The organism is Mesorhizobium sp. M0698 (assembly GCF_040320455.1).
GTDB lineage: Bacteria > Pseudomonadota > Alphaproteobacteria > Rhizobiales > Rhizobiaceae > Mesorhizobium.
In genome coordinates this window covers 43,063-67,959 of the sequence record NZ_JAMYPQ010000011.1, presented here as the reverse complement: position 1 = coordinate 67,959, position 24,897 = coordinate 43,063, and the positions used below count along the sequence as shown (strand labels likewise).

The following is a 24,897-nucleotide window of genomic DNA, read 5'->3' as shown; positions in this document are numbered from 1 at the left end:
TGTGGAAAATCGTTTTTAAAACCCGCACGGACTATTAATCGTTGAGCGCTGATATGTGGAGCGCATTAGGCACATGTAAGTAAATCGTATTCTGGAGTTGATTTTGGCCGTACTTGGCGCTCTCCCGCCCGGTCTTCGCTGTAGACCAATCCGCGAAACCGACTGGGAGGGAGTGGTTGATTGCCTGTGCAGGGGCTTTCCGGCGCGTAACCGGAGTTACTGGATACACGCTCTGACCCGCTTGTCGCAGCGGCCTGTGGTTGCCGAGTTCCCACAATATGGCTTTGCTTTGGAGCATGCCGGTCGGATCGTCGGCGTTGTGCTCACCCTTTATGCTCGCTATCAGGGGTCGGAGAGCGAGGAAATTCGCTGCAATCTTTCAAGCTGGTCAGTCGATGCAGATTTCCGTCCCTATGGCGCCATGTTGGTTGCGGCGGTTCTCAAGCGGAAGGACGTGACCTACACGAACATTTCGCCTGCACAAGCGACATTGAAAGCCAACCGGGCGCTCGGCTTTCGGCTCTTCTCCAGCGGACAATTTACCTTCTTGCCGGCTTTGAGTTCGGCGCAGCGGTCATGTCGCGTGGTCGAAGGGCGTCCCGATCTTCCGGAATTGGCGATGCTGCCCGAGAGTGAGAGATACATACTCTCGGAACACGCCGCGCTGGGCTGCCTGTCGTTGATCTGCATCTGCGATGGAGCAGCGTTCCCCCTGGTATTGATGCCGCGCCGAATGTTGCACGGTGTTATCCGATGCCATCAGGTCATCTATTGCCGCTCGCTTGCGGATTTGAGCCGCTGCGCCGGTGCGATGGGGCGCTTTCTCTTGCGAAGCGGAATCCTGGTTTGCTTTGTCGACGCCAAGGAGCCGATTCCAGGCTTGGTGGGATGGTACCGCCCCAACAAGGGGCTGAAATACTTCAAAGGTCCCAGACCACCCGCACCTGGAGATCTGACGTTCACCGAACTTGTGATATTCGGTCCCTGAATCTGCGCTCGCAGACACGCCAAGCCAGGGGCAAAGTGCGCCACGAACGGCGTTTCTGATCGATAAGCGATGATTTTCATGCCGATCAGCGAGGCGGTCCGTGCCACAATCTCGCCCGGTTCCGACCACAATCGGTTAATACGGTGATAAACAATTCCTGCGCACAAAAAGGATTGGGGTAGGGCGTCGCCGGCGTTTCTGGAGTGGGTGCTTTGGCATCGCTGACGTTCATGCTGCGGTGCCTTCGTCGATGCTATAGGGGACAATCAAAATATGCAGACCACGGCGCGCCCGCGTCTTCGTCGCGCTTCCGCTTTCGCGCTGTTTGCCTTGTCGGCAGCCTTTCTTGCAGCATGTGCCGGGCCGCAGCAAAAGGCGATGGTCAACAAGAAACCTCGCTCCAAGGAATATTTTTCTGAAGCCGAATACGGCGTGAAAGCCAGCCCGCGCGTCATGTTCAAGACGTCTCGCGGACGCGACCAGCTCGGCAAGCCCTATCAGGTGCGCGGCAAGTGGTATTATCCGAAGGAAGACAAACGTTACGCCAAGGTTGGCCTCGCATCCTGGTACGGTGAGGCCTTCCACGGCCGGTTGACCGCCAACGGCGAAGTCTACGACATGGCAGATCTGACGGCGGCGCATCCGACCATGCCGCTGCCGAGCTATGCGCGGGTCACCAACATGAAGACCGGCAGCTCGGTGATCGTGCGCGTCAACGACCGCGGACCCTATCATGATGGACGCATCATCGATGTATCGAAGCGCGCTGCTGAAATGCTCGATTATGCCAACATCGGTACGGCCGAGGTGAAGGTCGAATATGTCGGCCGTGCGCCGCTCGAAGGCAATGACGGGCAGTATCTTATGGCTTCGTATCGTCCAGGCTACAGGGCGCCGGATCCGTCGGACGGCCTGCCCAGCGGTGTCATGGTCGCGATGAATGGGCCGTCGCCAAGCCTGCCGGTGAGCGCTGCTGCCGTGCCGTTCCCCGGTCAGCTGACGAATTCCGGGCAGGGATCCGATGCAGGGCCTGTCATGGCAGTGCAAGCATCTGTTTTGGGAGACATTGTACTGCCCGATTTCGGCCCGATCGTGCCGGAGCGCCCGGAGATCAACCTGCCGGCGCAATCGCCGTTCACCGTGGCGTCGCTGTCTTACGCGGACGAGCGCGTGCAACGCGCCTCCAACGCGTTTGCCGAGCTGGATGGCGCCGGCATGTCGCCCGCCGAAATTCTTCAATCGTGGAAGCGGCAAGCTCCTCCAACCGGGTCGCCCACGGACTATGTCGCGGCGGGTTCGTTCGAGAATGCCGCCGAAGCGGAGCGTGTGGCGGCCCAGCTTTCCAGCTTCGGCAAGACCGAGATCCAGCGCTCGGAACTTGAAGGCAAGGACTGGTACTCGGTCAACCTCTTTGCCGACGGTCGTGGCAGCCTGGACGAGATGCTGCAGGCAGCGTGGTCGCATGGTGCGCCGGATGCGCTTGCTGTACGCAACTGAGCTCGGGGCTGCCTGGTTTTTTCGCGCGCGATTGATCCGCCAGGCAAAAGCCTGATAGCTTCTGCCAACTTGCAAAAGCGCCGGCTCACTGGTCGAACCTGATGAAATCTTTTCACCCTTTCACCGGGCTTATGGCGCTCGGCCTGCTGCTGCTCTCGCTTGCGCCGGCCTCAGCACAGCTTTTCGAGACCAAGGCCGCGCAGGCCTTCATGATCGATGCCGAAACCGGAACCGTGCTGTTTTCCAAGGACGCCGACAGGTTGATTCCGCCGGCCTCGCTGGCCAAGCTGATGACGATGGAAGTGGTTTTCGACGCCATCAAATCAGGGCGCATGACGCTCGATGATACCTTCGTGGTGAGCGAGAACGCCTGGCGCAAAGGCGGCGCTCCTTCGGGGACATCGACCATGTTCGCCAAGCTCAAGTCGACGATCCGGCTGGAAGACCTGATCCAGGGCGTGACCGTGCAGGCGGCCAATGACGGCTGTATCGTCATTGCTGAAGGGATGGCCGGGTCCGAAGCAAACTTCGCAGCGCAGATGACCGGGCGTGCCCGCCAGATCGGCTTGCAGAAATCGACTTTCGTCAATTCCACCGGTCTGCCGGCCGATGAGCAGCAAACGAGCGTTCGCGAACTTGCGCTTCTGGCGCTGCATATCTGGCGCAACTACCCGGATCTCTACCGCTATTACGGCCAGAAGGATTTTACCTGGAACAAGATTTCCCAGAGGAACCGCAATCCGCTACTGGCCATGGACATAGGCGCCGACGGGCTCGCGGTCGGTGCCAGCGAGCAATCCGGGTTCGGCATTGTCGGCTCGGTCAGCCACAACGGCACAAGGGTGATCGCGGCGATGAGCGGCCTGGCAAACGACCGTGAGCGTGCTGAGGAAGCGCGAAAGCTGCTCGACTGGGGCGTTCGCTCCTTCGAGAAGACTGAAGTATTCGCCAAGGACGAAGTGGTTGGCGAAGCCCAGGTCTTTGGCGGCGCCAAGTCCGGTGTCGCGTTAAAGGCAAAAGGACCGGTGCAGATCTTCCTGCCGATCACCAACCGCGACAAGCTCACCGCCAGGATCGTCTATGACGGACCGGTGGCAGCGCCGGTGGAGGAGGGGCAGCCGGTGGGTACGCTGCGCGTCTGGATCGGCGATACGCTGAGCCAGGAGACGCCGCTGTTTGCCGCCGAGTCGATCGGTGTCGGTTCGCTGCCGCAGCGCGCGCTCGACGCCGCCAAGGAACTGGCCGTCGGCTGGCTACGTTAGCACCGTCGCGGTGGACCTTTTTTCCCGCCGGGACTATACGGTCCCCGAAGTATGGACAAAGGCTTTGGCGCGCGGATTTTTCATCACTTTTGAAGGCGGCGAAGGAGCAGGCAAGTCGACGCAGATCGAGCGGCTGGCAAAGAAGATGCGCGCCAAGAAATACGATGTGCTGGTGACACGTGAGCCGGGTGGCTCGCCGGGCGCGGAGGCGGTCAGGCATGTCCTGCTTTCAGGCGCAGCCGAGCCGTTCGGCCCCAAGATGGAAGCGCTGCTTTTCGCCGCTGCGCGTTCCGACCATGTCGAACAGGTCATCCGGCCGGCAGTCGAGCGCGGTTCGGTCGTGCTTTGCGATCGTTTCATGGATTCCTCGCGCGTCTACCAGGGCGTCACCGGCGGCCTCGACCCGGCATTCATGGACGCATTGGAGAAGGTCGCCATCAACGGCATGGTGCCGGACATGACACTGATCTTCGACATCGACCCCGCCGAGGGCCTGAGGCGCGCTACCGCCCGGCGGGGCAGCAGTGACGGACCGGACCGCTTCGAGAAAGAAACATTGGCCATCCACCAACGCCGGCGCGAGGCGTTTCTCGCGATCGCCTCAGCTGAACCCGAACGCTGCGTTGTCGTCGATGCCTCAGCCGACCTAGATGCGGTGGAGGATGTCGTTACCGCCGCGGTGTTCGCGGCTCTCGAGAGGATGATGCCGGCACAAAGAAGGCAGGCGGCGCCAGCATGATTTTCGAACGCATCGCGCCCGAACAGCACGATACGCTGGACGGGGTGCCCGAGCCATCCGAGACGCCGCGTCTTGTCGGTCACCTGCAGGCGGCCAACATGCTCGCCACCGCTTACCGCTCGGGAAAGCTGCCGCACGCACTGATCTTTGCCGGACCGGTTGGCATCGGCAAGGCGACGCTGGCCTTTCACCTGGCGCATCATCTGTTGAAGCACCCGGCCTTCGAGCAGGCGCCGGAAAGCCTTGCCGTTCCAGATCCGGCTTCGTCGCTGTTTCGACAGATCGCCACCGGCGCGCATCCTTCGGTGCTGCATCTTACACGCCCGGCGAACGACAAGACCAAGAGCTTCAAGACAGTGGTCACGGTCGACGAAATCCGCAAGGTCAGCCGTTTTCTGTCGCTGACCTCGCACGACGGCAGCTACCGGGTGGTTATCGTCGATCCCGCCGACGACATGAACACCAATGCTGCCAATGCCTTGCTGAAGAATCTTGAAGAGCCACCCGCGCGCACCTTGTTCATCCTCATCGTCCATGCGCCGGGCAGTCTGCTGCCGACGATCCGGTCGCGCTGCCAGATGGTGCGGTTGGCGCCGCTCGATGCCGAGAGCTTGATGACGGTTCTGGAAGGCATCGAGCCGCCGCCACCGGAGGATCCTGGCGCGCGCGCGGCGCTGGCGGAGCGGGCAGGGGGCAGCGCGCGCAATGCGATCCTGTTGACGCAGTATGGAGGGCTCGAAATCGCCGCCACCCTCGACGCCCTGGTGATGTCCAAGAAGATAGATGTCGGAGGCGCCTACCGTCTTGCCGAGGCGGTCGCCGGCCGCGACCAGGCGATCCCGTTCGAGATATTCAATCGCCGCGCGCTTGATCTGCTGTCGGCCGGCGCCAGCCAGGCCGCGCTCGCCGGCGATCTCGCGCGGGCCAAAACGCTGTCGGATACTTGGCACGAGGCTTTGAACGCTATATCTGAAACCGAGACCTACAATCTCGACAAAAAGCAGCACGCCCTGACCATGATCGACCGCCTGAATTCTGCAATGCGAATGTGACGGCCGCTGGCGTGGCTTTGAAGCCCCTGAGTATTGATCCCAATCAATCGCAGGAACTTCGAAGCCACCACATTGGCGTCGGATGGCAATTGCCGTTTCGATGCGATATCTCACCGCGACATCTTTCATTCAGACATTCATGACGGCTCATCCATGGCACGCGAAAAATACTACGTCACGACGGCTATTTCCTATCCGAACGGCAAACCGCATATCGGCCATGCCTACGAGTTGATTGCCACCGACGCGCTGGCCCGCTTCCAGCGGCTCGACGGTAAGGACGTGCTCTTTCTCACCGGCACCGACGAGCACGGCATAAAGATGCTGCAGACGGCGAAGAGAGAAGGTATTTCAGCGCGCGAGCTGGCAGACCGCAACTCGGCCGATTTCGAGCGCATGGCCGTCGCGCTCGATGCCTCCAACGACGATTTCATCCGCACCACGGAAAAGCGGCACTACAAGGCCTCGCAGGCGATCTGGAAGGCGATGGCCGCCAATGGCGACGTCTATAAGGGCGGCTATGCCGGCTGGTACTCGGTGCGTGACGAAGCCTATTACGGCGAAGAAGAGACCGAGGTGCGTGCCGACAATGTCCGCTATGGGCCGCAGGGGACGCCGGTCGAATGGGTCGAGGAAGAGAGCTACTTCTTCCGGCTGTCGGCTTATCAGGACAGGCTCCTTGCACTTTACGAAAACCAGCCCGATTTCGTCGGTCCTGCCGAGAGGCGCAATGAGGTGATGAGCTTCGTCAGGTCCGGCCTGAAGGACCTATCGATCTCGCGCACCACGTTCGACTGGGGCATCCCGGTGCCGGGCGACGAGAAGCATGTGATGTATGTCTGGGTCGACGCCTTGACCAACTACATCACCGCCGCCGGCTATCCGGATCCGGCCAATGAGAGATGGTCGTTCTGGCCGGCAAACGCGCACGTCATCGGCAAGGACATCGTCCGCTTCCACGCGGTCTACTGGCCGGCTTTCCTGATGTCGGCTGGCATCGAATTGCCGAAGCGCGTGTTCGCGCATGGTTTTTTGTTCAACCGCGGCGAGAAAATGTCGAAGTCGGTCGGCAACGTCATCGACCCGTTCGCGATGATCGAGCACTACGGCCTCGACCAGGTGCGCTATTTCTTGCTGCGCGAAGTGCCGTTCGGCCAGGACGGCAGCTACAGCCATGATGCGATCGTCAACCGCACCAATGCCGACCTTGCCAATGGCCTCGGCAACCTGGCGCAGCGCTCGCTGAAGATGGTCGCCAAGAACTGCAGCGGCGCGGTGCCAAAGCGCGGCGAACTGACCGAAGCCGACAGCGCCATCCTCGACCAAGCGGTGGGGGCACTCGCCGTCGCGCGAAAGGCGATGGCGGATCAGGGCATCCATTTGGCGCTGGCGGCGATCTTCGGAGTGGTGGCCGAAGCTGACCGCTATTTCGCCTCTCAGCAACCCTGGGCGCTAAGCAAAAGCGATCCAGAGCGTATGAAGACAGTTCTGTGGACGACGATCGAAGTCGTCCGGCGCGTGACGCTGCTCTGCCAGCCCTTTGTTCCGGGGTCGGCTGCTAAGCTGCTCGACCTGCTGGCGGTGCCGGCAGACAACCGTGACTTTGCGCATGTCCACGCCGACTATGCGCTGGTGCCCGGCACGGCATTGCCCGCGCCGGAGGCGGTCTTTCCGCGTTACGAAAAGCAGGACGCGAACGCCTGATGCTGGTCGACAGTCACTGCCACCTCGACTTTCCGGATTTCGCCGAAGAGCGGACAGCCATTGTCGCCCGCGCCCTAGCGGCCGGCATCGGCCGAATGGTGACGATCTCGACGAGGGTGAAGCGATTTAACCAAGTGCTTGAGATTGCAGAGACTTTCGATGAGGTCTATTGCTCGGTCGGCACCCATCCGCATAATGCGGCCGAAGAGCTTGATGTCACTGTCGATGATCTGGTGCGGCTCTCTGCTCATCGCAAAGTGGTGGCGATTGGCGAGGCCGGACTCGACTATTTCTACGATCATGCGCCGCGCGACGCACAGGCGCAGGGCTTTCGCACCCACATCGCCGCGGCGCGCGTGTCCGGTCTGCCGCTGGTCATCCATTCGCGCGACGCCGACGACGACATGGCTGATATCCTCGAAGAAGAAACGGGGAAGGGCGCCTTCCCCTTCATCCTGCACTGTTTTTCGTCGGGGCGCCGGCTGGCCGAGATCGGCGTGGCGCTCGGCGGCTACGTCTCGTTTTCCGGCATCCTGACCTTCAAGAACTCCGCCGAGCTGCGCGCCGTCGCCGCCGATGTGCCGCGCGACCGTCTGCTGGTCGAAACCGACGCGCCATACCTTGCGCCGATCCCGTTTCGCGGCAAGCGTAATGAGCCTGCCTATGTCGCGCATACAGCCAAGGTGCTGGCCGAGACGATCGGCTTCAGCGAGGCCGAGATCGCTAATATCACCACGGATAATTTCTTCCGGCTGTTCAGGAAAATGCCGCGCCCGAGCGCGCCGGGCGCCTGACGCATGAGCGACCGGTTACGTCTTACCGTCCTCGGCTGCGGCTCATCGCCGGGCACGCCACGCATCACCGGCGACTGGGGCAATTGTGATCCCGCGAACCCCCGGAACCGGCGCACGCGCACCGCAGCGCTCGTCGAGCGGATCGCGGCGAGTGGCGCCCGGACCACGGTCGTCATCGACACCGGCCCGGATTTCCGCGAGCAGATGCTGCTGGCATCGGTCAAGCGCATCGATGCGGTGGTCTATACACATCCGCATGCCGACCATATCCACGGCATCGACGATTTGCGCGGCTTCGTGCTCGAGCAGCGCCACCGGATCGACATCCATGCGGATCAGGCTACCATGCTGCGCCTACGCGAGGCGTTCCGCTACTGTTTCGAAACACCGAAAGGCAGTTCGTATCCGCCGATCGTCAACGCCCATATCATCGACCACCACAGGCCGGTGGTGATCGCAGGCGAGGGCGGCGCCCTCACCCTCGAACCGCTGCTGCAGCTCCATGGCGACATCACCTCGCTGGGTTTCCGCATCGGCGGGCTGGCCTATTGCCCTGACGTCAGCGACTTTCCGGAGGCGACCGCCAAGCGTTTGCGCGGGCTGGACATGCTGGTCATCGACGCGCTGCAATACACCGTCCATCCGAGCCATCTGTCGCTTGGCCAGGCGCTTGGCTGGATCGAAAGACTGGCGCCGAAGAACGCGGTGCTGACGCATATGCATGTGCCACTCGACTACGCTACGGTAATGGCCGAGACGCCGGCCAACGTCGAGCCTGCTTATGACGGCATGACGATCGAAATCCCTTACGAATCAGCGTGAAAGACTAAGTTTTTACGGCCTGGGTTCCCGAGTTGGATCTCGCGAGGTGCTATCTTCACGTCACATCCAATCGGCCAAGCTAGTTCCATAATCTATCTTATGCGACTACGCCTATAGCATCCGTTGGCGGCGAGATCAGGCCGGTCACTCTTAGACATTCGCAACAGCGCTGTGGGGCAACGGGCATGCTAGGGTTGCGAATCATGAAGACGCTTCCGCTGCTTGCAAGTCTTGCCCTCACCCTCGCCTGCGCCCTCACTGGCGCGCGAGCGCAGGACTTTGATCGTGCGCCAGGCGAGAACGACCTGGCTTTCGCCAAACGTGTTGTTGGGTTCGCCGACAATGCTGATCCGCACACCACAGCCGTGAGCTGGAACGGCCTCCAGACACTCTTCGTCGATTACCAGACCGCTGAGGACTATCCGGAACGCCCGCTCGTCGCGCTGCAACGGCTAGCTGACAACAGATATCGCGCAATCCAGGTCACGATCGGTGAACAAGAGGGCGACACACCGGACATAGCGCTCGGCCTCGCCAACGCCGACCACGACCCGGCAAAGGAACTGATCGTGATACTTTCCTGGGCTCAGATGCACTACGATGTCGAAGGGACGCTCTACGAAGTTCGCATCTTCGATGGCCCCAAGCCAGGCCAGAAGGCGCTGACCCAATTGAAAGCGAGCCGGAAGTTCGATGCCACATGCGACTGCCATTGGCGCGACGGCCCAACGAAGCACTTCCGCTTCAAGACGATCGCGGCGGTCAAGGCTGAACTGAAGCGCCTGGGCTATTAGCCGCCGGCGAGGGCTCGCTTCCCGGATGTTGCCCTCGCCACCTCGCCTATGCTGACCCGCAATCGTCACCAGCGCCAGCACAGGCACAGGCTGGGTCGCTCGTCAGAACTCCATATCACCGAAGTCACCGCCATTATCGGAGCTGGAATCGCCTGCCTGATCGGCTTCGTCCGGCTTCGGCGTCGGCTGTTCAACTGCCTTCGCTTCGCTGCCGCCAAACACGCCGGCGATCGCGTTGCCGAGCAGCACGCCGCCCGCCACGCCCATCGCGGTCTGCGCGGCGCCGGCAAGAAAACCGCCGCCTGCCCGTTGTGGCGTGTCCTGCGGCCCTTCAGTTGCAACGGAGGCGGTGCGCCCTACCCGCGGAACCGAGCCTGAGCGCCTGCCGCCGCTGCGGCCGAAGAAGCCGCTGAGCGGTCCACCGCCGGCCGGCTGCCGCGCCTGCTCCTCCAGTTCTTCTATGCGCGCCTGAGCTGCGTTCAGGGCCTGCTCCTGCACCACGATCGTCTGGGCCATGTAATATGGCGCCCCAGGCTGCTGGGTGATCTGGTCCTGGATGAAGCGCTCTGCTTCGGCATCGCGCGGCGGCGCCTGGCGCTCGGCGCTTGCCAACTTCTCGAAGAGCTGTCCGATCGCTTGCTGATCGTTTCTGTCCATGATGTCCAACTCCGGTCTTGGTTCAACGCCGGCTATTCGCGCTCGCCGGTGAAGTTCAACAGCAGTTGGAAGATGTTGATGAAGTTCAGATAGAGCGAGAATGCACCGAAGACAGCGAGTTTCTGCTGTGATTCCGCGCCGAAGTTTTCCGCATACTGCTCCTTGATCGTCTGGGTATCCCAGGCGGTGAGGCCGATGAAGACGGCGATGCCGATCACAGAGATCGCGAATTGGAGCGCGGTCGAGCCCAGGAAGATATTGACGATGCTGGCGATCACCACGCCGATCAGGCCCATGATCAGGAACGACGAAAACTGCGTCAGGTCGCGTTTGGTCGTGTACCCGTAAAGGCTGGTCGCGCCGAACATGGTGGCGGCGATGAAGAAGGTGCGTGCGATGCTGGTGCCGGTAAAGACCAGGAACACGGAAGCCAGCGACAGGCCCATGACCGCGCAGAATGCCCAGAACATCGCCTGGGCGGCGGCTGCCGACATCGCCTGCATCCGAAACGAGAACAAGAGCACAAAGGCCAGCGGGGCCAGCATCACCACCCATTTCAGCGGTGTGGAGAAGATCGGCACGTAAAGGGCGGGCGTGGAAGCCACCACGAACGCGATCACGCCCGTAACGACGAGGCCAAGGCCCATATAGTTATAGACGCGCAGCATGTGCCGGCGCAGGCCTTCATCGTAGACGGCTCCGGCTCGGGCTCCGGCCCCGATATATCCGAGATTGTTCATGTGGTTCTCCTTCTTGCAGGTCGATCAGTAAAGCGTTTTGGCGAGCGCTTCGGCCGTGCGATCGAGACCGCCGACATCGCTGCGTCCGACGACCGCGTAGGCGACCTCGCCGATCTGGAAATAAGCCGAGGAAACTTCGCCCGAGGGAACGACGGTCGGCTTGACGACGTCGAATGTTCCGGGCCTGATCGCGAACAACGAGACCAGCCCCATCTCTTTCGTCTCGACAGCCATCTCGACGCTCGGTCCGAATTGCGATGGATAGATCTGCACGTCACGGACCGTCCAGTCCGCTGGCAGCGATGGCATCACGATCGCCGTCGCGGCGCGGATTTCGTCGGCATTGTAGCCGGGTGCTTCGGGTTGCGACGACATCGCCTCGCGCACGAGCGTCGTGCGGTGCGCCCGGACCGCGTCCTCCACATAGGCCGGCGGATGGGTCGAAGCGACGACTTCCGTCACCGATATCGGTCCGATGAGCCCGTTCGCAAGCCAGCCGGCAGCGACGAAGACAGCGACTGCCGCAGCTCGCTGCAAAGCACCAAGGACGCGGCCGCGCGCCAATCCCCGCTCCAGCCGCCGTGCAGCATCGGCCGTCGCGGGCCGCGCCATGCCTTTCGATCCGGCAAGCGCCACGCGCAATTCGTCACGCATCCGCAGGTCGGACATTACCCGCGCGGCCGCGTCCGGGCGAGCCGAAAGGAACGCCTCGACCTCGATGCGACGAGCAACGTCCAGCTGATCGTCGACATAGGCGTCGAGATCGGTGTCGGTGACGGGATCGCGCAGTTGGTTCATGATCCACCTCCGACGATCTTCAGATGGCCTTTCGTACGTGCCGGCACCGCGTCCTCCATCTCGCGCAGGGCCGCACGCGCCCTGCCGATGCGCGACATCAGCGTGCCAAGCGGCACGCCACTCACCTCAGCGGCCTGGCTGTAGCTAAGCCCCTCGATGGCGACGAGATGCAACGCCGAACGCTGCTCCTCCGGCAATTCGAAAAACGCTTCGCGCACCTGCGCCAGACGGACCGAATGTTCCTGCGGAGCCTGGACATTCGCCTCGGCGAGATAGCCGGCCTGTTCGATGCGCATTGCTTCGGATTTGCGGGACCGCAGACCGTCGATGAATGCATTATGGACAATCGACAGCAGCCATACGCGAAGATTTCCGCCGGAGCGGAAGCTGCCGCGTCGCTCATAGGCACGCACCAGCGCATCATGCACCAGATCCTCTGCATCGGCGCTGTCGCGCGTCAGCGAGCGTGCATAGCGGCGCAGCGAACCGAGCTGTCCCAGAATATCGAAGCGTGGCATCGGCCGTTTCATGTCCTGTTTACGGAGCAGGTCGGGATGTTAATCCCGCTCTCCCCGAAATTTTCTTACGGCTCGCCGCGTTCTCGTCCGGGGAGATATCGGGCCCGCTCTCGCCCGCCAGATAGTATCGGCCGCCTTCGAGGCAAACCGGCGCCGAGTTGGCGCATATGAAACTGCTGGCAAAGCACGGCCGGTTTGCGTATCACTCCGCCGCCAACGGAACCTTATCGATGTTCGAAAATCTCCAGCCCGCGCCTGCCGACAAGATCCTGGCCTTGATCGGCCTCTATCGCGCCGACCCGCGTCCCGACAAGGTCGATCTTGGGGTCGGCGTCTATAAGGATCGCGACGGCAAGACGCCGGTGATGCGCGCGGTGCGCGAAGCCGAAAAGCGGCTGCTGCAGGGCCAGGATACCAAGACCTATCTCGGCCTTGCCGGCGATACCGCCTTCAACGCGGCGATGGCCAGGTTGGTGTTCGGCCCAGCCGCCGACATGACGCGCATTCGTGCGGCGCAGGCGCCAGGCGGCTCCGGCGCGCTGCGGCTGGTAGCAGAGCTGCTGAAAAGGACCCGCACCGACGCGATGGTCTGGCTGTCGGATCCGACATGGCCGAACCACATGCCGGTGATGCGCGCCGCTGGCCTGCAGACACGCGAATATCCCTATTTCGACGCTGCTTCTGGTGCGGTTCGCTTCGACGACATGCTGAATGCATTGAGAACCGCGAATCCTGGCGACGTCGTATTGTTGCATGGCTGCTGCCATAACCCGACGGGCGCCAATCTAGACATCTCGCAATGGGCTGCCATTGCCGATCTTGTCGTTGAGCGCGGCCTGCTGCCCTTTGTCGACATCGCCTATCAGGGCTTTGGCGAGGGACTTGATGTGGATGCCGCCGGCTTGCGCCTTCTGGCGGCAAAAGTTCCGGAAATGGTCGTTGCCTCCAGCTGCTCGAAGAACTTTGCCGTCTATCGCGACCGAGTCGGTGCAGCGCTGATCATGGCGAAAGCCGGCGCGCAGGCGGATTTGGCGATGGGCCAGATGCTGTCGGCGGCGCGCGCCATGTATTCGATGCCGCCGGACCACGGCGCGGCGGCGGTGCGCATCGTGCTTGAAGACCCCGCATTGCGTTCCGACTGGGAGGCAGAGCTTGAAGAGATGCGGCTGCGCATGCTGCGGCTGCGCGTCCAGTTCGCCGAGGCGCTGCGGCGGCAGTCCAACTCCGACCGTTTCGATTTCGTCGCCAGCCATCGCGGCATGTTTTCCCGGCTTGGCCTGTCGGAAGCGCAAGTCGAGCGGCTGCGCGCCGAGCATGCCATCTACATGGTCGGCGACAGCCGCATCAACGTTGCCGGCCTGCCCGAGGACGGCATGGATGCGCTCGCCAAGGCGATAGTCTCCGTGCTCGACTGATGCTTTTGCTAACTAGGATCTTCCGGAAACCGGCTTCCACTTTCGTATCATGGTCTGGCGGCCCATCTGTGGACAAGGCGCCCTCACCGGCTGAAGCCGTTGGCCGCACAGCCGTGTACAGGATAGCGTTTCCCAGATGAAACCCTCGAAAGACATTTCCCGACTGATCGAGATCATGGCAGCGCTGCGGGCGCCGGAAACCGGTTGCCCGTGGGATATCGAGCAGGACTTTTCGACAATCGCGCCATACACAATCGAGGAAGCCTACGAAGTGGCGGACGCCATTGCGCGCGGCGACCTCGACGATCTGCGGGATGAACTCGGCGATCTCCTGCTGCAAGTGGTCTACCACGCGCAAATGGCCGAGGAGGCCGGCGAATTTTCATTCGGCGATGTAGTCCAGGCCATCACCACAAAAATGATCCGCCGCCACCCCCATGTCTTCGGCGACAACAAGGCGCGCAGCGCCGGCATGGCCAAGGGCATGTGGGAAAAGATCAAGGCAGAGGAAAAGGCGGAGAAGCGCAGTGCTCGCCTCACCCGTGGGCTCGACCCGGAAGACCATGGCAAGGGCTTTCTCGACAGCGTGCCGGTCGCCCTGCCCGCACTGACCCGAGCGCTCAAACTGCAGGAAAAGGCCGCCCGCGTCGGCTTCGACTGGAGCGAGGCGGCACCGATCCTCGAAAAGATAGAGGAGGAGATCGGCGAATTGCGAGAAGCGCTGGCCAAAGGCGACAGCGCGCCGATCAAGGATGAGTTCGGCGACATGCTGTTTGCGGTCGTCAATCTCGGCCGGCACCTCAAAATTGATTCCGAAGCGGCACTCAGTGGCACCAACGAAAAATTCCGATCGCGCTTCCACTATGTCGAGCGGACGCTGCAAGCGTCGGGAAACAGCCTCGAAGAGGCGACGCTGGACGAGATGGAAGCGCTCTGGCAGCAGGCAAAAAGCGCGAAGTAAACGCCTCTACCCGTTGTTTTGACGGCGCAATCGGCTTTCGATCTCCTGCCGAGCGCTGTGTGTAGCCTTGAGCGCGACGGTCACGCTGCCATCCTCATTGTCGTCGCGCGAGACGATGTCGCCGTTGCGGTAAAGCCAGTCGACGACGCCGAGTTGGTCGCGCTTGAGTGTGACGGTGAACGTCTCCAGTTCGCCCGACATCATCGTCTCAATGATCGCCTTCAGCGCATCGATGCCCTCGCCGGTTACCGCCGATATGGCGATCGGCGGTGCCTTCTTGCCGTCAGCACCATCGGCAAGCAGCCGCGCCCGGTTGCCCTCGTCGAGCCGGTCGATCTTGTTCCATACTTCGATGACGCGCTTGCTATCGCGGGCATCGACGCCGAGATCGGCAAGGATGCGCTCGACATCTTCGGCCTGCGCTGCCGTATCGGGATCGGAGATGTCGCGCAGATGAATGACGAGGCCTGCCTCGACCACTTCCTCCAGCGTCGCCCTGAAGGCCGCGACCAGATGCGTTGGCAGGTCGGAAATGAAGCCGACCGTATCGGAAAGGATGATCGGCGTGCCGTGCGGCAGGCGCACGCGGCGCAGCGTCGGGTCGAGCGTGGCAAACAGCATGTCTTCGGCCAGCACCCCTGCTCCGGTCAGCCGGTTGAACAGAGTCGACTTGCCGGCATTGGTGTAGCCGACGATCGCCACCACCGGAAATGGCACCTTCTTGCGCTTGGCGCGGTGCAGGTCGCGGGTGCGGCGCACAGTTTCGAGCTCGTGCTTCAGCTTGGTGATCTTGTCCTGCAGCACACGCCGATCCGACTCGATCTGGGTCTCGCCAGGGCCGCCGAGAAAGCCGGCGCCGCCACGCTGGCGCTCGAGGTGGGTCCAGCTCCGCACAAGGCGGCCTTTCTGGTAGTTGAGATGGGCAAGATCGACCTGCAGCGTGCCTTCCTTGGTGCGGGCGCGCTCGCCGAAAATCTCCAGGATCAGCCCGGTGCGGTCGAGCACCTTGGCGTTCAACTCTTTTTCGAGGTTGCGCTGCTGTACCGGGGTCAGCGGATGATCGACAATGACCACTTCCGCGTGGCCCTCTTTGACGATCTCAGCGAACTCCGCCACCTTGCCGCTGCCGAGCAAGGTCGCCGGGCGTGGATCGTTGACGGTCACCACCGCCGTGTGGACCAGGTCGAGGTCGATTGCGCTGGCGAGGCCGACGGCCTCGTCGCGACGAGCCTCGGCGGAACGGCTCAGGCGGGGGCGGTTGGTGTCGTCGTCGCCACGAGGCTGCCGGGTAAGCACCGGCACGATAACCACCGCCCGGGTCGGGCCGTTGGCCTCTGTCCCGGTCTGATGTGCTGGTTTTCCGCGAACGCTGCGGTCCGCGTCTTTCTCACGTGCCAATCAGGCGCCCTGGCTTTCCTCACCATCGAACATCTGAACCGGCTGGCTCGGCATGATCGTGGAAATAGCGTGCTTGTAGACAAGCTGGGAATGGCCGTCGCGACGCAGCAGAACGCAGAAATTGTCGAACGAAGTGACCACGCCGGTCAGCTTCACGCCGTTGATGAGAAAGATGGTGAGTGGATTTTTGCTCTTGCGAACTGAATTCAGGAACAGGTCCTGAAGATTTTGCGATCGTTCCGCCATTGTTCTTGTCTTTCGCCGATCCCCTTCGGTTTGCAGGCCAATGCGCCAAATTAGCCGGCACATGTCAAGCACGCAAACACCATCTTGCCGTCAGTAACGACAAGCAGAACGAGATATATTGATGTTCATTCCATCTGTGCGGTTATCAGGCTGGACTTTTTTCCGCAACGTCAAAAAAGGCCTGCCGTAATGAAACTGTTATCGAGCCCGGGTGGCCGTTGGCGACGGGAGCGCCATCGATCGCCACCACCGGCATGGCAATCGTGGTCGCGGAGCTGATGAAAACCTCGCGCGCGGCCTTGGCTTCAGCCACCGAAAAACCGCGCTCCTCGATCTTCAGGCCGAGCTTGGCGGCCACGTCGAACAGCGTCGTACGGGTGATGCCGCGCAGGATGCCGTGCTCGGCCGGCCGCGTCACCAGCACGCCATCCCCGGTGATGATCCAGGCGTTCGACGATCCACCTTCCTTGACGGTGCCGTCGACATCGACGAACCAGGCCTCCTGAGCGCCGGCTTCCTTGGCTTTCTGCTTGGCCAGCACGTTCGGCAGCAGGCCGACCGACTTGATATCGACCCGATCCCACCGGTTCTCCGGCACCGTGATAACCCGGATCCCGCTCTCGGCCCGCTTCGCGGCAGCTGCTGGATCGGCTTTTTTGGCGGTCACCACCAGCGACGGCTTCGTGTCCGCCGGCGGGAAGAAAAACTCGCGGCTGGCGACGCCGCGTGTCACCTGGACATAGACCAGGCCGTCGACGACATGGTTGCGGCGCACCACCTCGCGCATGACGAGCGGCAGCACGCCGCGCGTGATCGGCCAATCGATCGAGAGTTCGGCAAGTGAGCGGTTCAATCGGGCGAGATGGCGCGGCATGTCGACGAGGAAGCCTCGTGCCACCTCGCAGACCTCGTAGACGCCGTCGGCGAATTGATAGCCACGGTCCTCGATATGCACGGAAGCTTCGGCGTGAGCGACGTAGCGCCCGTTCACATACGCAATGCGCGGCATGGCTAATCCCTGAAAGAAGTCCAGCTTTCTTATGCGATTCCAAGACCGCCGTAACCGATAATTGGGTGGGCCACGACTGGTTTGGCTGTCAGACGCCCAGCGACTTCAGCTTGCGGTGCAATGCAGAGCGTTCCATGCCGATAAACTCTGCCGTCTTCGAGATATTGCCGCCAAAACGGTTGATCTGGGCGATCAGATAGTCCTTCTCGAATTGTTCGCGCGCTTCCCGCAGCGGCAGCGCCATTATGTGCTGATCGGATTTGTTTGGAGTGCGCGGCATGACGTCGCCGATCTCGGCAGGCAGGAGATCGGCGGTGATCGGCGCATCGACATCGTCGCCGCGCGCCAGGATCATCAGCCGCTCGACATTGTTGCGCAACTGGCGAACGTTGCCCGGCCAGTTATGCGCCTGCAGCACCGCCAGCGCGTCGTCGCCGATGCGGCGCGGCTTTATGCCGGCCTGGCGAGCGATCTGCTTCATGAAATTGTCGACCAGATAAGGAATGTCCTCGCGACGCTCGGCCAGTCCCGGCACCATGACCGGAACCACGGCCAGGCGATGATAAAGGTCCTCACGGAAACGGCCGTCGGCGATCATGGCTTCCAGGTTCTGCGAGGTCGACGAGACGATGCGCACGTCGACCTTGACCCGCTTGGTGCCCCCTACCCGCTCGAACTGCTGTTCGACCAGCACGCGCAGGATCTTGTTTTGCGTCTCGCGCGGCATGTCGGCCACTTCATCGATGTAGAGAATGCCGCGATGGGCTTCCTCCAGCGCGCCGACCTTGCGTTCGACGCCGTTCGATTCGGTGCCGAACAGCTCGATCTCCATACGCTCTGGGGTGATGTTGGCGGCGCTCAGCGTCACAAACGGTGCACTCTTGCGCGCCGACAGTGCGTGGATGGCGCGCGCCGCCAGTTCCTTGCCCGAGCCGGAGGGGCCGATAATCATGACGCGGCTGTTGGTCGGCGCGACGCGCTCGATGGTCTGGCGCAATTGGCTCATTGCCGATGACATGCCGATGAGGTCGAAAGTCTCGCCGCTGCGCAGCTTGAGATCCGAAACCTCGCGTCTCAATTTGGAGGTTTCGAGCGCCCGTTCGGCAATGAGGATCAGCCTGTCGGCCTTGAATGGCTTTTCGATGAAATCATAGGCGCCGCGGCGAATGGCCGAGACTGCCGTTTCGATATTGCCATGGCCCGAGATCATCACCACCGGCAGGTTCGGGTGCATCGTCTTGATCTCGTCCAGCAAGGCCAGGCCATCGAGCCGCGAGCCCTGCAGCCAGATGTCGAGGAAGACCAGCCTGGGTGCCCGGTCGGCGACCGCCGCCAGCGCGCTGTCGGCATCAAACGCCGTGCGTGTTTCGTGACCTTCGTCGCTCAGGATACCGGCGACGAGTTCGCGGATGTCTTCCTCGTCATCGACGATGAGAATATCAGACGCCATTTCCGACCTTTTCAGTTTCTTTTTCGTGTTCCGTCTTGCCCTCGCCGCGTATCGGAACGGTGGCGGCAACCGGCAGGATGATGCTGATCATTGCACCCCGCCCATCGTGGAAGTCCGCTGGTGCATCGTGCAATTCGAGTCGCCCGCCATGGTCCTCCACGATCTTCTTGACGATAGCGAGGCCAAGCCCGGTGCCTTTCTCGCGTGTCGTCATGTAAGGCTCGAGCAAGCGCTGCCGGTTTTCGCGCGGCAAGCCCCTGCCGTTGTCGATGACGTCGATTCGAATCGCGCCATTCTGACGCCCGGCTTGAATCCGGATTATGCCGTGCGGACGATCCTCTGCATCAAGTCCGTCGATGGCTTCGGCAGCATTCTTGATGACGTTGCCGAACGCCTGCGCCATCAGCCGGCTGTCGAACGTGCCTTTGAGCGGCTCATTGCCGAAGACGCGCTCGAAGGTGATGTCGGCGCGGCTCACTTCGACCAGGAACGAGGCCTCGCGCAACGAATCGCGCAGATCGATGGCCTTCATTTCCGGTTTCGGCATGCGGGCGAACGCCGAGAACTCGTCGACCATGCGGCCGATGTCCTCCACTTGCCGGATGATGGTGTCGGTGCATTGATCGAAAACCTCACGGTCCTCGGTGATGACCTTGCCATAACGGCGCTTGATGCGCTCGGCCGAAAGCTGGATCGGCGTCAACGGGTTCTTGATCTCGTGGGCGATGCGCCGCGCCACGTCGGCCCATGCAGAGGAACGCTGTGCCTGGACCAGATCGGTAATGTCGTCGACTGTCACGACGTAGGATTTATCCTCCGAACCGTCGTCGCCGGCTTCAATCGTGATCTGCACGTTGAAGGTCCGTTCGGTGCCGGCACGATAGAAGGTGACCTGTTCGCGATAGACCGGCTTGCCCGATTTGCGGCCGATCTCGAAGACGCGGCCGACATGCGGCAGCACGGCGGAAAGGTTCTGCCCAAGCGCTGCCGTGGCGGATATGGCCAGCATCGTTTCGGCCGAACGGTTGACGATGGTGACGATGCCATATGGATCGACGCCGATGACCCCGGCGGTGACGCCGGCAAGCACCGCCTCCGAAAAGCGCCGCCGCTCGTCGATCAAATCCTTGGCCGACAGGATCTCGTTGCGCTGCGATTTCAGCTCCATCAGCATCTTGTTGAAGGTGTCGCCGAGCGAGGCGACGTCACCGTCGGAGGGGCGGACAGGCACGGCTACGTCGAGATTGCCGGTAGCGACCTCATCGGCCGCGCCGATGAGCTGACGAATCGGCCGCACCAGGCGGTCGGCCACCGCAATGCCGGTCCAGATGGCGGACAGGATGATGATCAGCGTCAGCGACAGATAGGGAAGCGCGAAAGCCACTTGCGAGGTGCGGCGATTGTCTTCGAGACCGCGATATTCGGCGGTGTTGGATTTGACGATCTGCCGCGCCTTGATCACCTCGGGATCGACGAGGCGGATGGTGTAGAGATAGAGGCCGTCGATCTCGCGCAGCTTGACGATGGCACCCATGATGTTGCGGGTGCGCGGTTCTATCAGCACCGGCTTGCCGTCGGCAGCGCTTGCCACGGCGCCCTCAGGCGGCTCCGGCATGGCAAAGTCCGCGTCGGTCTTGGCGCTCATAACGAAGGAACCATCGGGCTTGATGAGTGCTGCGTGCGCCAGCGAGCGTCCCACCGCCTCCTTGTTCATGAGGTCGAGAAAACCGGTACGATCGAGGCCGTAAAGCGTGCGCGAAGCGTCGAGGTCGTAAGCCATCGACAACGTCGTGCCCTGAAGATTTCGCGCGTTTTCCTGCACATAGGCGTCAGCGATCGACAACGACGAATTGACGATCGTCTTGGTGCGGATCTCGAACCAGCGGTCGAGGCCGATGTCGAGCGTGATCGACGCGATGATCGCCACCATGATCGCGGGGATGGCGGCGACTAGCGCAAACATCGCCACTATGCGCACATGCAGGCGCGACGCAGCCTTGCCATGCCGTCGTGCCATCAGGATGCGATGCACCTCGCGGCCGACCAGCAAGATCAGAAACAGGACGAACGCCGCATTAAGCGCAATCAGCGCCAGCGTCGTCCTCGCGTCGGGCGTGATCGGCGTCGCGCCGACCAGAATGGCGAAGGAGATCGCCGCCGTCACCAGCGCACCGGCAACGGCGATCACGCCCGGCAGCGCAAGCAGCCGGCGACCGTCTCGCGCGCCCGTATTGCTGAAAAGCGATTTGCTCAGTGTCGGTGCGTGCAGGGCCATGTCGCCGTCTAGAGCCATTGATTGCGTCGGATGTATGCAACGCATTGTGGCGATTATGCAACAAAGTGTGGCCGAGACGGAAATCTTTCGGCAATCGATCCCCTGGAAAGCGCTCGTAAAGGGATTCGTCTAGACCTGCCTGGACGATTTGTAGACGTTGACGCCGAGTTCGCGAATCTTTTTGCGCAGCGTGTTGCGGTTGAGCCCCAGCAATTCCGCAGCCTTGATCTGGTTACCGCGCGTTGCGGTCATCGAGGCGAGGACCAGCGGGTATTCGACCTCGGAGAGGATTCGCTGATAGAGCCCGGCCGGGGGCAAGTCGCCGGCAAACGAGGCAAAATAGCGTTGCAGGAAATGCTCCACCGCCTGGCCGATGGAAAGGTCATCGGGAATGAGGTTGCCGCCACCTGGAACGACCGGCCTTTCGCCGGTCTTCAACTCCGCCTCGATGATCTCGGCGGAAATCTCGTCCTGCGAATACAGTGCGGCCAGCCTGCGGATGAGGTTTTCGAGTTCGCGCACATTACCGGGCCATGGGTAGCGCTTCATCAGCTCGATGCCGCCGGTGGAAATGCGCTTGGTCTGCAAGCCTTCACTGGCGCCGAGCTTGAAGAAGTGGCGGACGAGGTCCGGAATGTCCTCCGACCGCTCGCGCAGCGCCGGCAGCCTGAGCGGCACAACGTTCAAGCGGTAGAACAGGTCCTCGCGGAAAAGCCCCTGATTGATCAGCGTGCGCAGGTCCTTGTTGGTGGCAGCGACGATGCGCACGTCAGTCTTGATCGGCGTGCGGCCGCCGACCGTGGTGTATTCGCCCTGCTGCAGCACACGCAGCAGCCGCGTCTGCGCTTCCATCGGCATGTCGCCGATCTCGTCGAGGAACAGCGTGCCGCCTTCGGCCTGCTCGAAACGGCCAGTGGAGCGGTTCTGTGCGCCGGTAAAGGCGCCCTTCTCGTGCCCGAATAGTTCCGATTCGATCAGGTCGCGTGGGATCGCCGCCATGTTGATGGCGACGAAGGGGCCACCACGACGACGGCCATATTCATGCAGCGCGCGCGCCACCAGTTCCTTGCCGGTACCCGATTCGCCCGAGATCATCACCGTCAGGTCGGTCTGCATCATGCGCGCCAGCATGCGGTAGATGTCCTGCATGGCCGCCGAGCGGCCGACCAGCGGCATGGTTTCAGGCGGCTCGTCGGCACGCGTATCGATCTTGGGCCGCCGCGGCTCGGAAAGCGCGCGGTTGACGATGTTGAGCAGCTCCGTCAGGTCGAACGGTTTCGGCAGATATTCATAGGCTCCGGTTTCGGAGGCCCGGATCGCAGTCATGAACGTGTTCTGCGCACTCATGACGATGACCGGCAGTTCCGGTCGCGCCTTCTTGATGCGCGGCAGCATGTCGAAGGCGTTCTCGTCAGGCATGACAACGTCGGTGATGACCAGATCGCCCTCGCCCGCCGCCACCCAGCGCCACAGCGTCGAGGCATTGGAGGTGACGCGCACGTCGTGACCGACGCGCGAAAGCGCCTGGTTGAGGACTGTGCGGATGGCCGCATCGTCGTCAGCGACGAGAATATTGCCGCGAACGGTCATTTGCGGTCTCCTTCACCGTCGTCGTCGGTGCCAAACTGAGTTTCTTTCCACGCCGGCATCAGGATGCGGAAAGTGGTGCCGCGCGGCGTCGATTCGCATTCAATGATGCCGCCATGCTCGCCGACGATCTTTGCGACCAGCGCCAGACCGAGACCGGAGCCGTTCGGCTTGGTGGTGATGAAAGGATCGAACAGGATCGGCAGGATATCTTCGGAGACACCCGAACCGTTGTCACGCACGCAGAATTCCAATGGCAGCGACACGCGGTCCTGCGTTCCGGGCACGGAAACACGGATGCCCGGGCGGAAGGCGGTCGACAGCATGATCTCGCCCTGCGGATCACTGCCGATCGCCTCGGCGGCATTTTTTACCAGATTGAGAAACACCTGGATGAGCTGGTCGCGATTGGCAAAAACCGGAGGCAATGATGGATCATAGTCCTCCAATATCTTGATCCGCTTGGCAAAACCGTTCTTGGCGATTGCCTTGACATGGTCGAGCACGACATGGATGTTGACAGGGTAGCGGTCGATCGGCCGCTCGTCCGAAAACACCTCCATGCGGTCGACCAGCGAGACAATGCGGTCGGTCTCGTCGGTGATCAGCCTGGTCAGTGCGCGATCCTCGTCGGACGCCGACAGTTCAAGCAGCTGCGCGGCACCACGAATGCCGGACAGCGGGTTCTTGATCTCATGGGCAAGCATCGCGGCAAGGCCGGTGACCGAGCGCGCCGCACCGCGATGCGTCATCTGCCGGTCGATCTTGTCGGCCATTGAGCGTTCCTGGAACATTACCACGACGGAGCCTGGAAATTCCGTCACAGGCGCGACGTAGAGATCGACCACCTTCTCGATGCCGAGCCGCGGCGACGACACGTCCACCCGGTATTCGTTGACCGGTGCCCGGCGCTCGCGCACCTGGTCGACAAGCGTCAGCAGCGGGCTGCCGAAAGGAATGAGCTTGTGCAGCGTGTTGCGGGCGAGCATCGTGGCGCTCGAACGGAAAAAATCCTCGGCATCGGCATTGGCGAAGGTGATGAAGCCTTGCGGATCGACCATGATCACCGGCCGACGAATGGTGTTGAGCACAATATGCGCGGCGTCCGCCATGTCCGTGCTCTGTGTGACGGTGGCGTTCATGCCGCACTCCGCAGGTTCGCCGCTTCGGGAGCGCTTGAAAATACGTCGCGCAGCAAGGCAATGACGCGCCCAGGCTCGAAAGACGTGAGTATGGCCTTGCGCCGGTCGTCGCTTGTGGCGGCGTGGCGGTCGAGATACCAGCCGAGATGCTTGCGCGCCTGGCGCAATCCGCTTTCCACGCCGTAGAGCCTCAGCATGTCTTCGTAATGGGCAATGACGTAGTCGGACAGCGCTTGCGGGCTTTCCGGCATGCCAGATACCGGCTCGGCCAGCGCGGTCGCTACAATGCTGCCGGCAGTCCACGGCGCGCCATAGTGCGCGCGGCCGATCATCACCGCGTCGGCGCCGGACTGGTCGAGGATCGACACGGCCTCTGCCGGCGAGCCGACATCGCCGTTGGCAACGACCGGGATCGTGACGGCCTGCCTGACGCGTGCGATGGCACGCCAGTCGGCCTTGCCCTGATAGAACTGGCACCGTGTGCGGCCGTGCACCGTCACCATCTTGACGCCGGCCTGCTCGGCACGCCGCGCCAGCATCGGCGCGTTGAGCGCACCTTCGTCCCAGCCCAGCCGCATTTTGACCGTGACCGGCACTTCGACCGCCCCGACTACCGCTGCGATCAGCGACAGCGCGTGGTCGAGGTCTCGCATCAGTGCCGAACCGGCATAGCCGCCCGTCACCTTCTTGGCCGGACAGCCCATGTTGATGTCGATGATGTCGGCACCCTCGCCGGCCGCGATTCGCGCGCCCTCGGCCATGTGCACCGCCTCGCGGCCGGCAAGCTGGACCATGTGGACAGGCAGCCCGGAATGACGGATGCGCAGGCCCGAGCCAGCCCTGCCCTTTGCAAGCTCCCCGCTCGCCACCATTTCCGAAACAACCAGCCCGGCGCCATGCGCATGGGCGCGCTGCCGGAACGGTTCGTCGGTAATGCCCGACATGGGCGCGAGAAACACGCGGTTGTGGATTCTCACGCCACCCACGTCCAGCGGCGAAGCCAATTTGGTCACATCAGGCATGCACAAAAACCAAGCACCTTCGATTGC

At 62.2% G+C, this 24,897-nt stretch carries 23 protein-coding genes; 11 read left to right on the top strand and 12 right to left on the bottom strand.

What is annotated here, in order from left to right; genetic code table 11:
• The first annotated feature begins 256 nt into the window (after positions 1-256).
• The 9 genes from NKI16_RS21320 to NKI16_RS21280 all read left to right on the top strand — a co-directional run bounded on the left by NKI16_RS21320 (position 257) and on the right by NKI16_RS21280 (position 9,652).
• Positions 257-988 carry a hypothetical protein gene (locus NKI16_RS21320; protein WP_352568619.1) on the top strand — a complete coding sequence of 244 codons (732 nt, stop codon included), beginning with the start codon at positions 257-259 and terminating at the stop codon, positions 986-988.
• A gap of 273 nt (positions 989-1,261) precedes the next feature.
• A complete protein-coding gene (locus tag NKI16_RS21315) occupies positions 1,262-2,485 on the top strand; it encodes a septal ring lytic transglycosylase RlpA family protein (RefSeq protein ID WP_352621760.1) in 1,224 nt (407 codons plus the stop codon).
• A 131-nt stretch (positions 2,486-2,616) separates the two neighbouring features.
• Entirely contained in the window at positions 2,617-3,747 is a 1,131-nt protein-coding gene (locus NKI16_RS21310) for a D-alanyl-D-alanine carboxypeptidase family protein (protein ID WP_352593887.1), read from the top strand.
• 64 nt (positions 3,748-3,811) lie between these two features.
• Positions 3,812-4,486 (top strand): dTMP kinase, encoded by a 675-nt coding sequence (gene tmk, locus NKI16_RS21305; RefSeq protein WP_352448921.1) that lies wholly within the window; start codon positions 3,812-3,814, stop codon positions 4,484-4,486.
• The gene (locus tag NKI16_RS21300) at positions 4,483-5,538 is read left to right on the top strand and encodes a DNA polymerase III subunit delta' (RefSeq protein ID WP_023675059.1); all 1,056 of its coding nucleotides are present in this window, start codon (positions 4,483-4,485) and stop codon (positions 5,536-5,538) included. Before tmk ends, NKI16_RS21300 begins: the two co-directional genes overlap by 4 nt.
• A gap of 153 nt (positions 5,539-5,691) precedes the next feature.
• The gene (gene metG, locus NKI16_RS21295; RefSeq protein ID WP_023675060.1) at positions 5,692-7,242 is read left to right on the top strand and encodes a methionine--tRNA ligase; all 1,551 of its coding nucleotides are present in this window, start codon (positions 5,692-5,694) and stop codon (positions 7,240-7,242) included.
• Complete coding sequence (locus NKI16_RS21290; RefSeq protein ID WP_023675061.1) at positions 7,242-8,036, top strand: TatD family hydrolase; 795 nt, start codon at positions 7,242-7,244, stop codon at positions 8,034-8,036. The genes metG and NKI16_RS21290 overlap by 1 nt, the downstream gene beginning before the upstream one ends.
• Before the next feature lie 3 nt (positions 8,037-8,039).
• Entirely contained in the window at positions 8,040-8,858 is an 819-nt protein-coding gene (locus tag NKI16_RS21285; protein WP_023675062.1) for an MBL fold metallo-hydrolase, read from the top strand.
• A 203-nt stretch (positions 8,859-9,061) separates the two neighbouring features.
• The gene (locus tag NKI16_RS21280) at positions 9,062-9,652 is read left to right on the top strand and encodes a hypothetical protein (RefSeq protein ID WP_352621757.1); all 591 of its coding nucleotides are present in this window, start codon (positions 9,062-9,064) and stop codon (positions 9,650-9,652) included.
• Positions 9,653-9,754: 102 nt separating this feature from the next.
• Here the strand turns inward: NKI16_RS21280 and NKI16_RS21275 are convergent, their stop codons facing one another.
• Genes NKI16_RS21275 through NKI16_RS21260 form a run of 4 tightly spaced genes read right to left on the bottom strand, consistent with a single transcriptional unit; the run spans position 9,755 to position 12,377 of the window.
• The gene (locus NKI16_RS21275; protein WP_352621755.1) at positions 9,755-10,309 is read right to left on the bottom strand and encodes a DUF2076 domain-containing protein; all 555 of its coding nucleotides are present in this window, start codon (positions 10,307-10,309) and stop codon (positions 9,755-9,757) included.
• A 32-nt stretch (positions 10,310-10,341) separates the two neighbouring features.
• On the bottom strand, positions 10,342-11,049 hold the full coding sequence (locus tag NKI16_RS21270; protein ID WP_352621753.1) for a Bax inhibitor-1/YccA family protein: 708 nt from the start codon (positions 11,047-11,049) through the stop codon (positions 10,342-10,344).
• Between the two features lie 24 nt (positions 11,050-11,073).
• Complete coding sequence (locus NKI16_RS21265; RefSeq protein ID WP_352471852.1) at positions 11,074-11,847, bottom strand: anti-sigma factor family protein; 774 nt, start codon at positions 11,845-11,847, stop codon at positions 11,074-11,076.
• On the bottom strand, positions 11,844-12,377 hold the full coding sequence (locus NKI16_RS21260; RefSeq protein WP_502897431.1) for a sigma-70 family RNA polymerase sigma factor: 534 nt from the start codon (positions 12,375-12,377) through the stop codon (positions 11,844-11,846). Before NKI16_RS21260 ends, NKI16_RS21265 begins: the two co-directional genes overlap by 4 nt.
• Before the next feature lie 218 nt (positions 12,378-12,595).
• Between NKI16_RS21260 and NKI16_RS21255 the strand changes: the two genes are divergently transcribed.
• Together NKI16_RS21255 and mazG are read left to right on the top strand one after the other, a co-directional pair.
• Complete coding sequence (locus tag NKI16_RS21255) at positions 12,596-13,780, top strand: amino acid aminotransferase (RefSeq protein WP_352593875.1); 1,185 nt, start codon at positions 12,596-12,598, stop codon at positions 13,778-13,780.
• Positions 13,781-13,916: 136 nt separating this feature from the next.
• Positions 13,917-14,741 carry a nucleoside triphosphate pyrophosphohydrolase gene (gene mazG, locus NKI16_RS21250; protein WP_352621751.1) on the top strand — a complete coding sequence of 275 codons (825 nt, stop codon included), beginning with the start codon at positions 13,917-13,919 and terminating at the stop codon, positions 14,739-14,741.
• Positions 14,742-14,747: 6 nt separating this feature from the next.
• Here mazG and hflX read toward each other — a convergent pair whose 3' ends face one another.
• The 8 genes from hflX to dusB form a co-directional block, all read right to left on the bottom strand.
• Positions 14,748-16,139, bottom strand: a complete 1,392-nt coding sequence (gene hflX / locus NKI16_RS21245) for a GTPase HflX (protein WP_352923651.1) — start codon at positions 16,137-16,139, stop codon at positions 14,748-14,750.
• A complete protein-coding gene (hfq, locus tag NKI16_RS21240) occupies positions 16,140-16,385 on the bottom strand; it encodes an RNA chaperone Hfq (RefSeq protein ID WP_006202172.1) in 246 nt (81 codons plus the stop codon).
• 145 nt (positions 16,386-16,530) lie between these two features.
• Positions 16,531-17,394: a D-amino-acid transaminase gene (locus tag NKI16_RS21235; protein ID WP_352621747.1), complete on the bottom strand. Its 864-nt coding sequence runs from the start codon at positions 17,392-17,394 to the stop codon at positions 16,531-16,533.
• An 88-nt stretch (positions 17,395-17,482) separates the two neighbouring features.
• A complete protein-coding gene (gene ntrX, locus NKI16_RS21230; RefSeq protein WP_023675072.1) occupies positions 17,483-18,844 on the bottom strand; it encodes a nitrogen assimilation response regulator NtrX in 1,362 nt (453 codons plus the stop codon).
• Positions 18,834-21,119, bottom strand: coding sequence for a sensor histidine kinase NtrY-like (locus NKI16_RS21225; RefSeq protein ID WP_023675073.1), 2,286 nt, complete (start codon positions 21,117-21,119; stop codon positions 18,834-18,836). The genes ntrX and NKI16_RS21225 overlap by 11 nt, the downstream gene beginning before the upstream one ends.
• 129 nt (positions 21,120-21,248) lie before the next feature.
• On the bottom strand, positions 21,249-22,709 hold the full coding sequence (gene ntrC / locus NKI16_RS21220; protein WP_023675074.1) for a nitrogen regulation protein NR(I): 1,461 nt from the start codon (positions 22,707-22,709) through the stop codon (positions 21,249-21,251).
• Positions 22,706-23,848, bottom strand: coding sequence for a two-component system sensor histidine kinase NtrB (locus NKI16_RS21215; RefSeq protein ID WP_023675075.1), 1,143 nt, complete (start codon positions 23,846-23,848; stop codon positions 22,706-22,708). Before NKI16_RS21215 ends, ntrC begins: the two co-directional genes overlap by 4 nt.
• Positions 23,845-24,870 (bottom strand): tRNA dihydrouridine synthase DusB, encoded by a 1,026-nt coding sequence (gene dusB, locus NKI16_RS21210; protein WP_352784207.1) that lies wholly within the window; start codon positions 24,868-24,870, stop codon positions 23,845-23,847. Before dusB ends, NKI16_RS21215 begins: the two co-directional genes overlap by 4 nt.
• Positions 24,871-24,897 lie beyond the last annotated feature (27 nt).

Bases quoted from the DNA above. Each gene is read 5' to 3' on its own strand.
- NKI16_RS21315 (WP_352621760.1), top strand. From the start codon at position 1,262: ATGCAGACCACGGCGCGCCCGCGTCTTCGTCGCGCTTCCGCTTTCGCG.
- NKI16_RS21310 (WP_352593887.1), top strand. From the start codon at position 2,617: ATGGCGCTCGGCCTGCTGCTGCTCTCGCTTGCGCCGGCCTCAGCACAG.
- NKI16_RS21300 (WP_023675059.1), top strand. From the start codon at position 4,483: ATGATTTTCGAACGCATCGCGCCCGAACAGCACGATACGCTGGACGGG.
- metG (WP_023675060.1), top strand. From the start codon at position 5,692: ATGGCACGCGAAAAATACTACGTCACGACGGCTATTTCCTATCCGAAC.
- NKI16_RS21290 (WP_023675061.1), top strand. From the start codon at position 7,242: ATGCTGGTCGACAGTCACTGCCACCTCGACTTTCCGGATTTCGCCGAA.
- NKI16_RS21285 (WP_023675062.1), top strand. From the start codon at position 8,040: ATGAGCGACCGGTTACGTCTTACCGTCCTCGGCTGCGGCTCATCGCCG.
- NKI16_RS21280 (WP_352621757.1), top strand. From the start codon at position 9,062: ATGAAGACGCTTCCGCTGCTTGCAAGTCTTGCCCTCACCCTCGCCTGC.
- NKI16_RS21275 (WP_352621755.1), bottom strand. From the start codon at position 10,309: ATGGACAGAAACGATCAGCAAGCGATCGGACAGCTCTTCGAGAAGTTG.
- NKI16_RS21270 (WP_352621753.1), bottom strand. From the start codon at position 11,049: ATGAACAATCTCGGATATATCGGGGCCGGAGCCCGAGCCGGAGCCGTC.
- NKI16_RS21265 (WP_352471852.1), bottom strand. From the start codon at position 11,847: ATGAACCAACTGCGCGATCCCGTCACCGACACCGATCTCGACGCCTAT.
- NKI16_RS21260 (WP_502897431.1), bottom strand. From the start codon at position 12,377: ATGAAACGGCCGATGCCACGCTTCGATATTCTGGGACAGCTCGGTTCG.
- NKI16_RS21255 (WP_352593875.1), top strand. From the start codon at position 12,596: ATGTTCGAAAATCTCCAGCCCGCGCCTGCCGACAAGATCCTGGCCTTG.
- mazG (WP_352621751.1), top strand. From the start codon at position 13,917: ATGAAACCCTCGAAAGACATTTCCCGACTGATCGAGATCATGGCAGCG.
- hfq (WP_006202172.1), bottom strand. From the start codon at position 16,385: ATGGCGGAACGATCGCAAAATCTTCAGGACCTGTTCCTGAATTCAGTT.
- NKI16_RS21235 (WP_352621747.1), bottom strand. From the start codon at position 17,394: ATGCCGCGCATTGCGTATGTGAACGGGCGCTACGTCGCTCACGCCGAA.
- ntrX (WP_023675072.1), bottom strand. From the start codon at position 18,844: ATGGCGTCTGATATTCTCATCGTCGATGACGAGGAAGACATCCGCGAA.
- NKI16_RS21225 (WP_023675073.1), bottom strand. From the start codon at position 21,119: ATGGCCCTGCACGCACCGACACTGAGCAAATCGCTTTTCAGCAATACG.
- ntrC (WP_023675074.1), bottom strand. From the start codon at position 22,709: ATGACCGTTCGCGGCAATATTCTCGTCGCTGACGACGATGCGGCCATC.
- NKI16_RS21215 (WP_023675075.1), bottom strand. From the start codon at position 23,848: ATGAACGCCACCGTCACACAGAGCACGGACATGGCGGACGCCGCGCAT.
- dusB (WP_352784207.1), bottom strand. From the start codon at position 24,870: ATGCCTGATGTGACCAAATTGGCTTCGCCGCTGGACGTGGGTGGCGTG.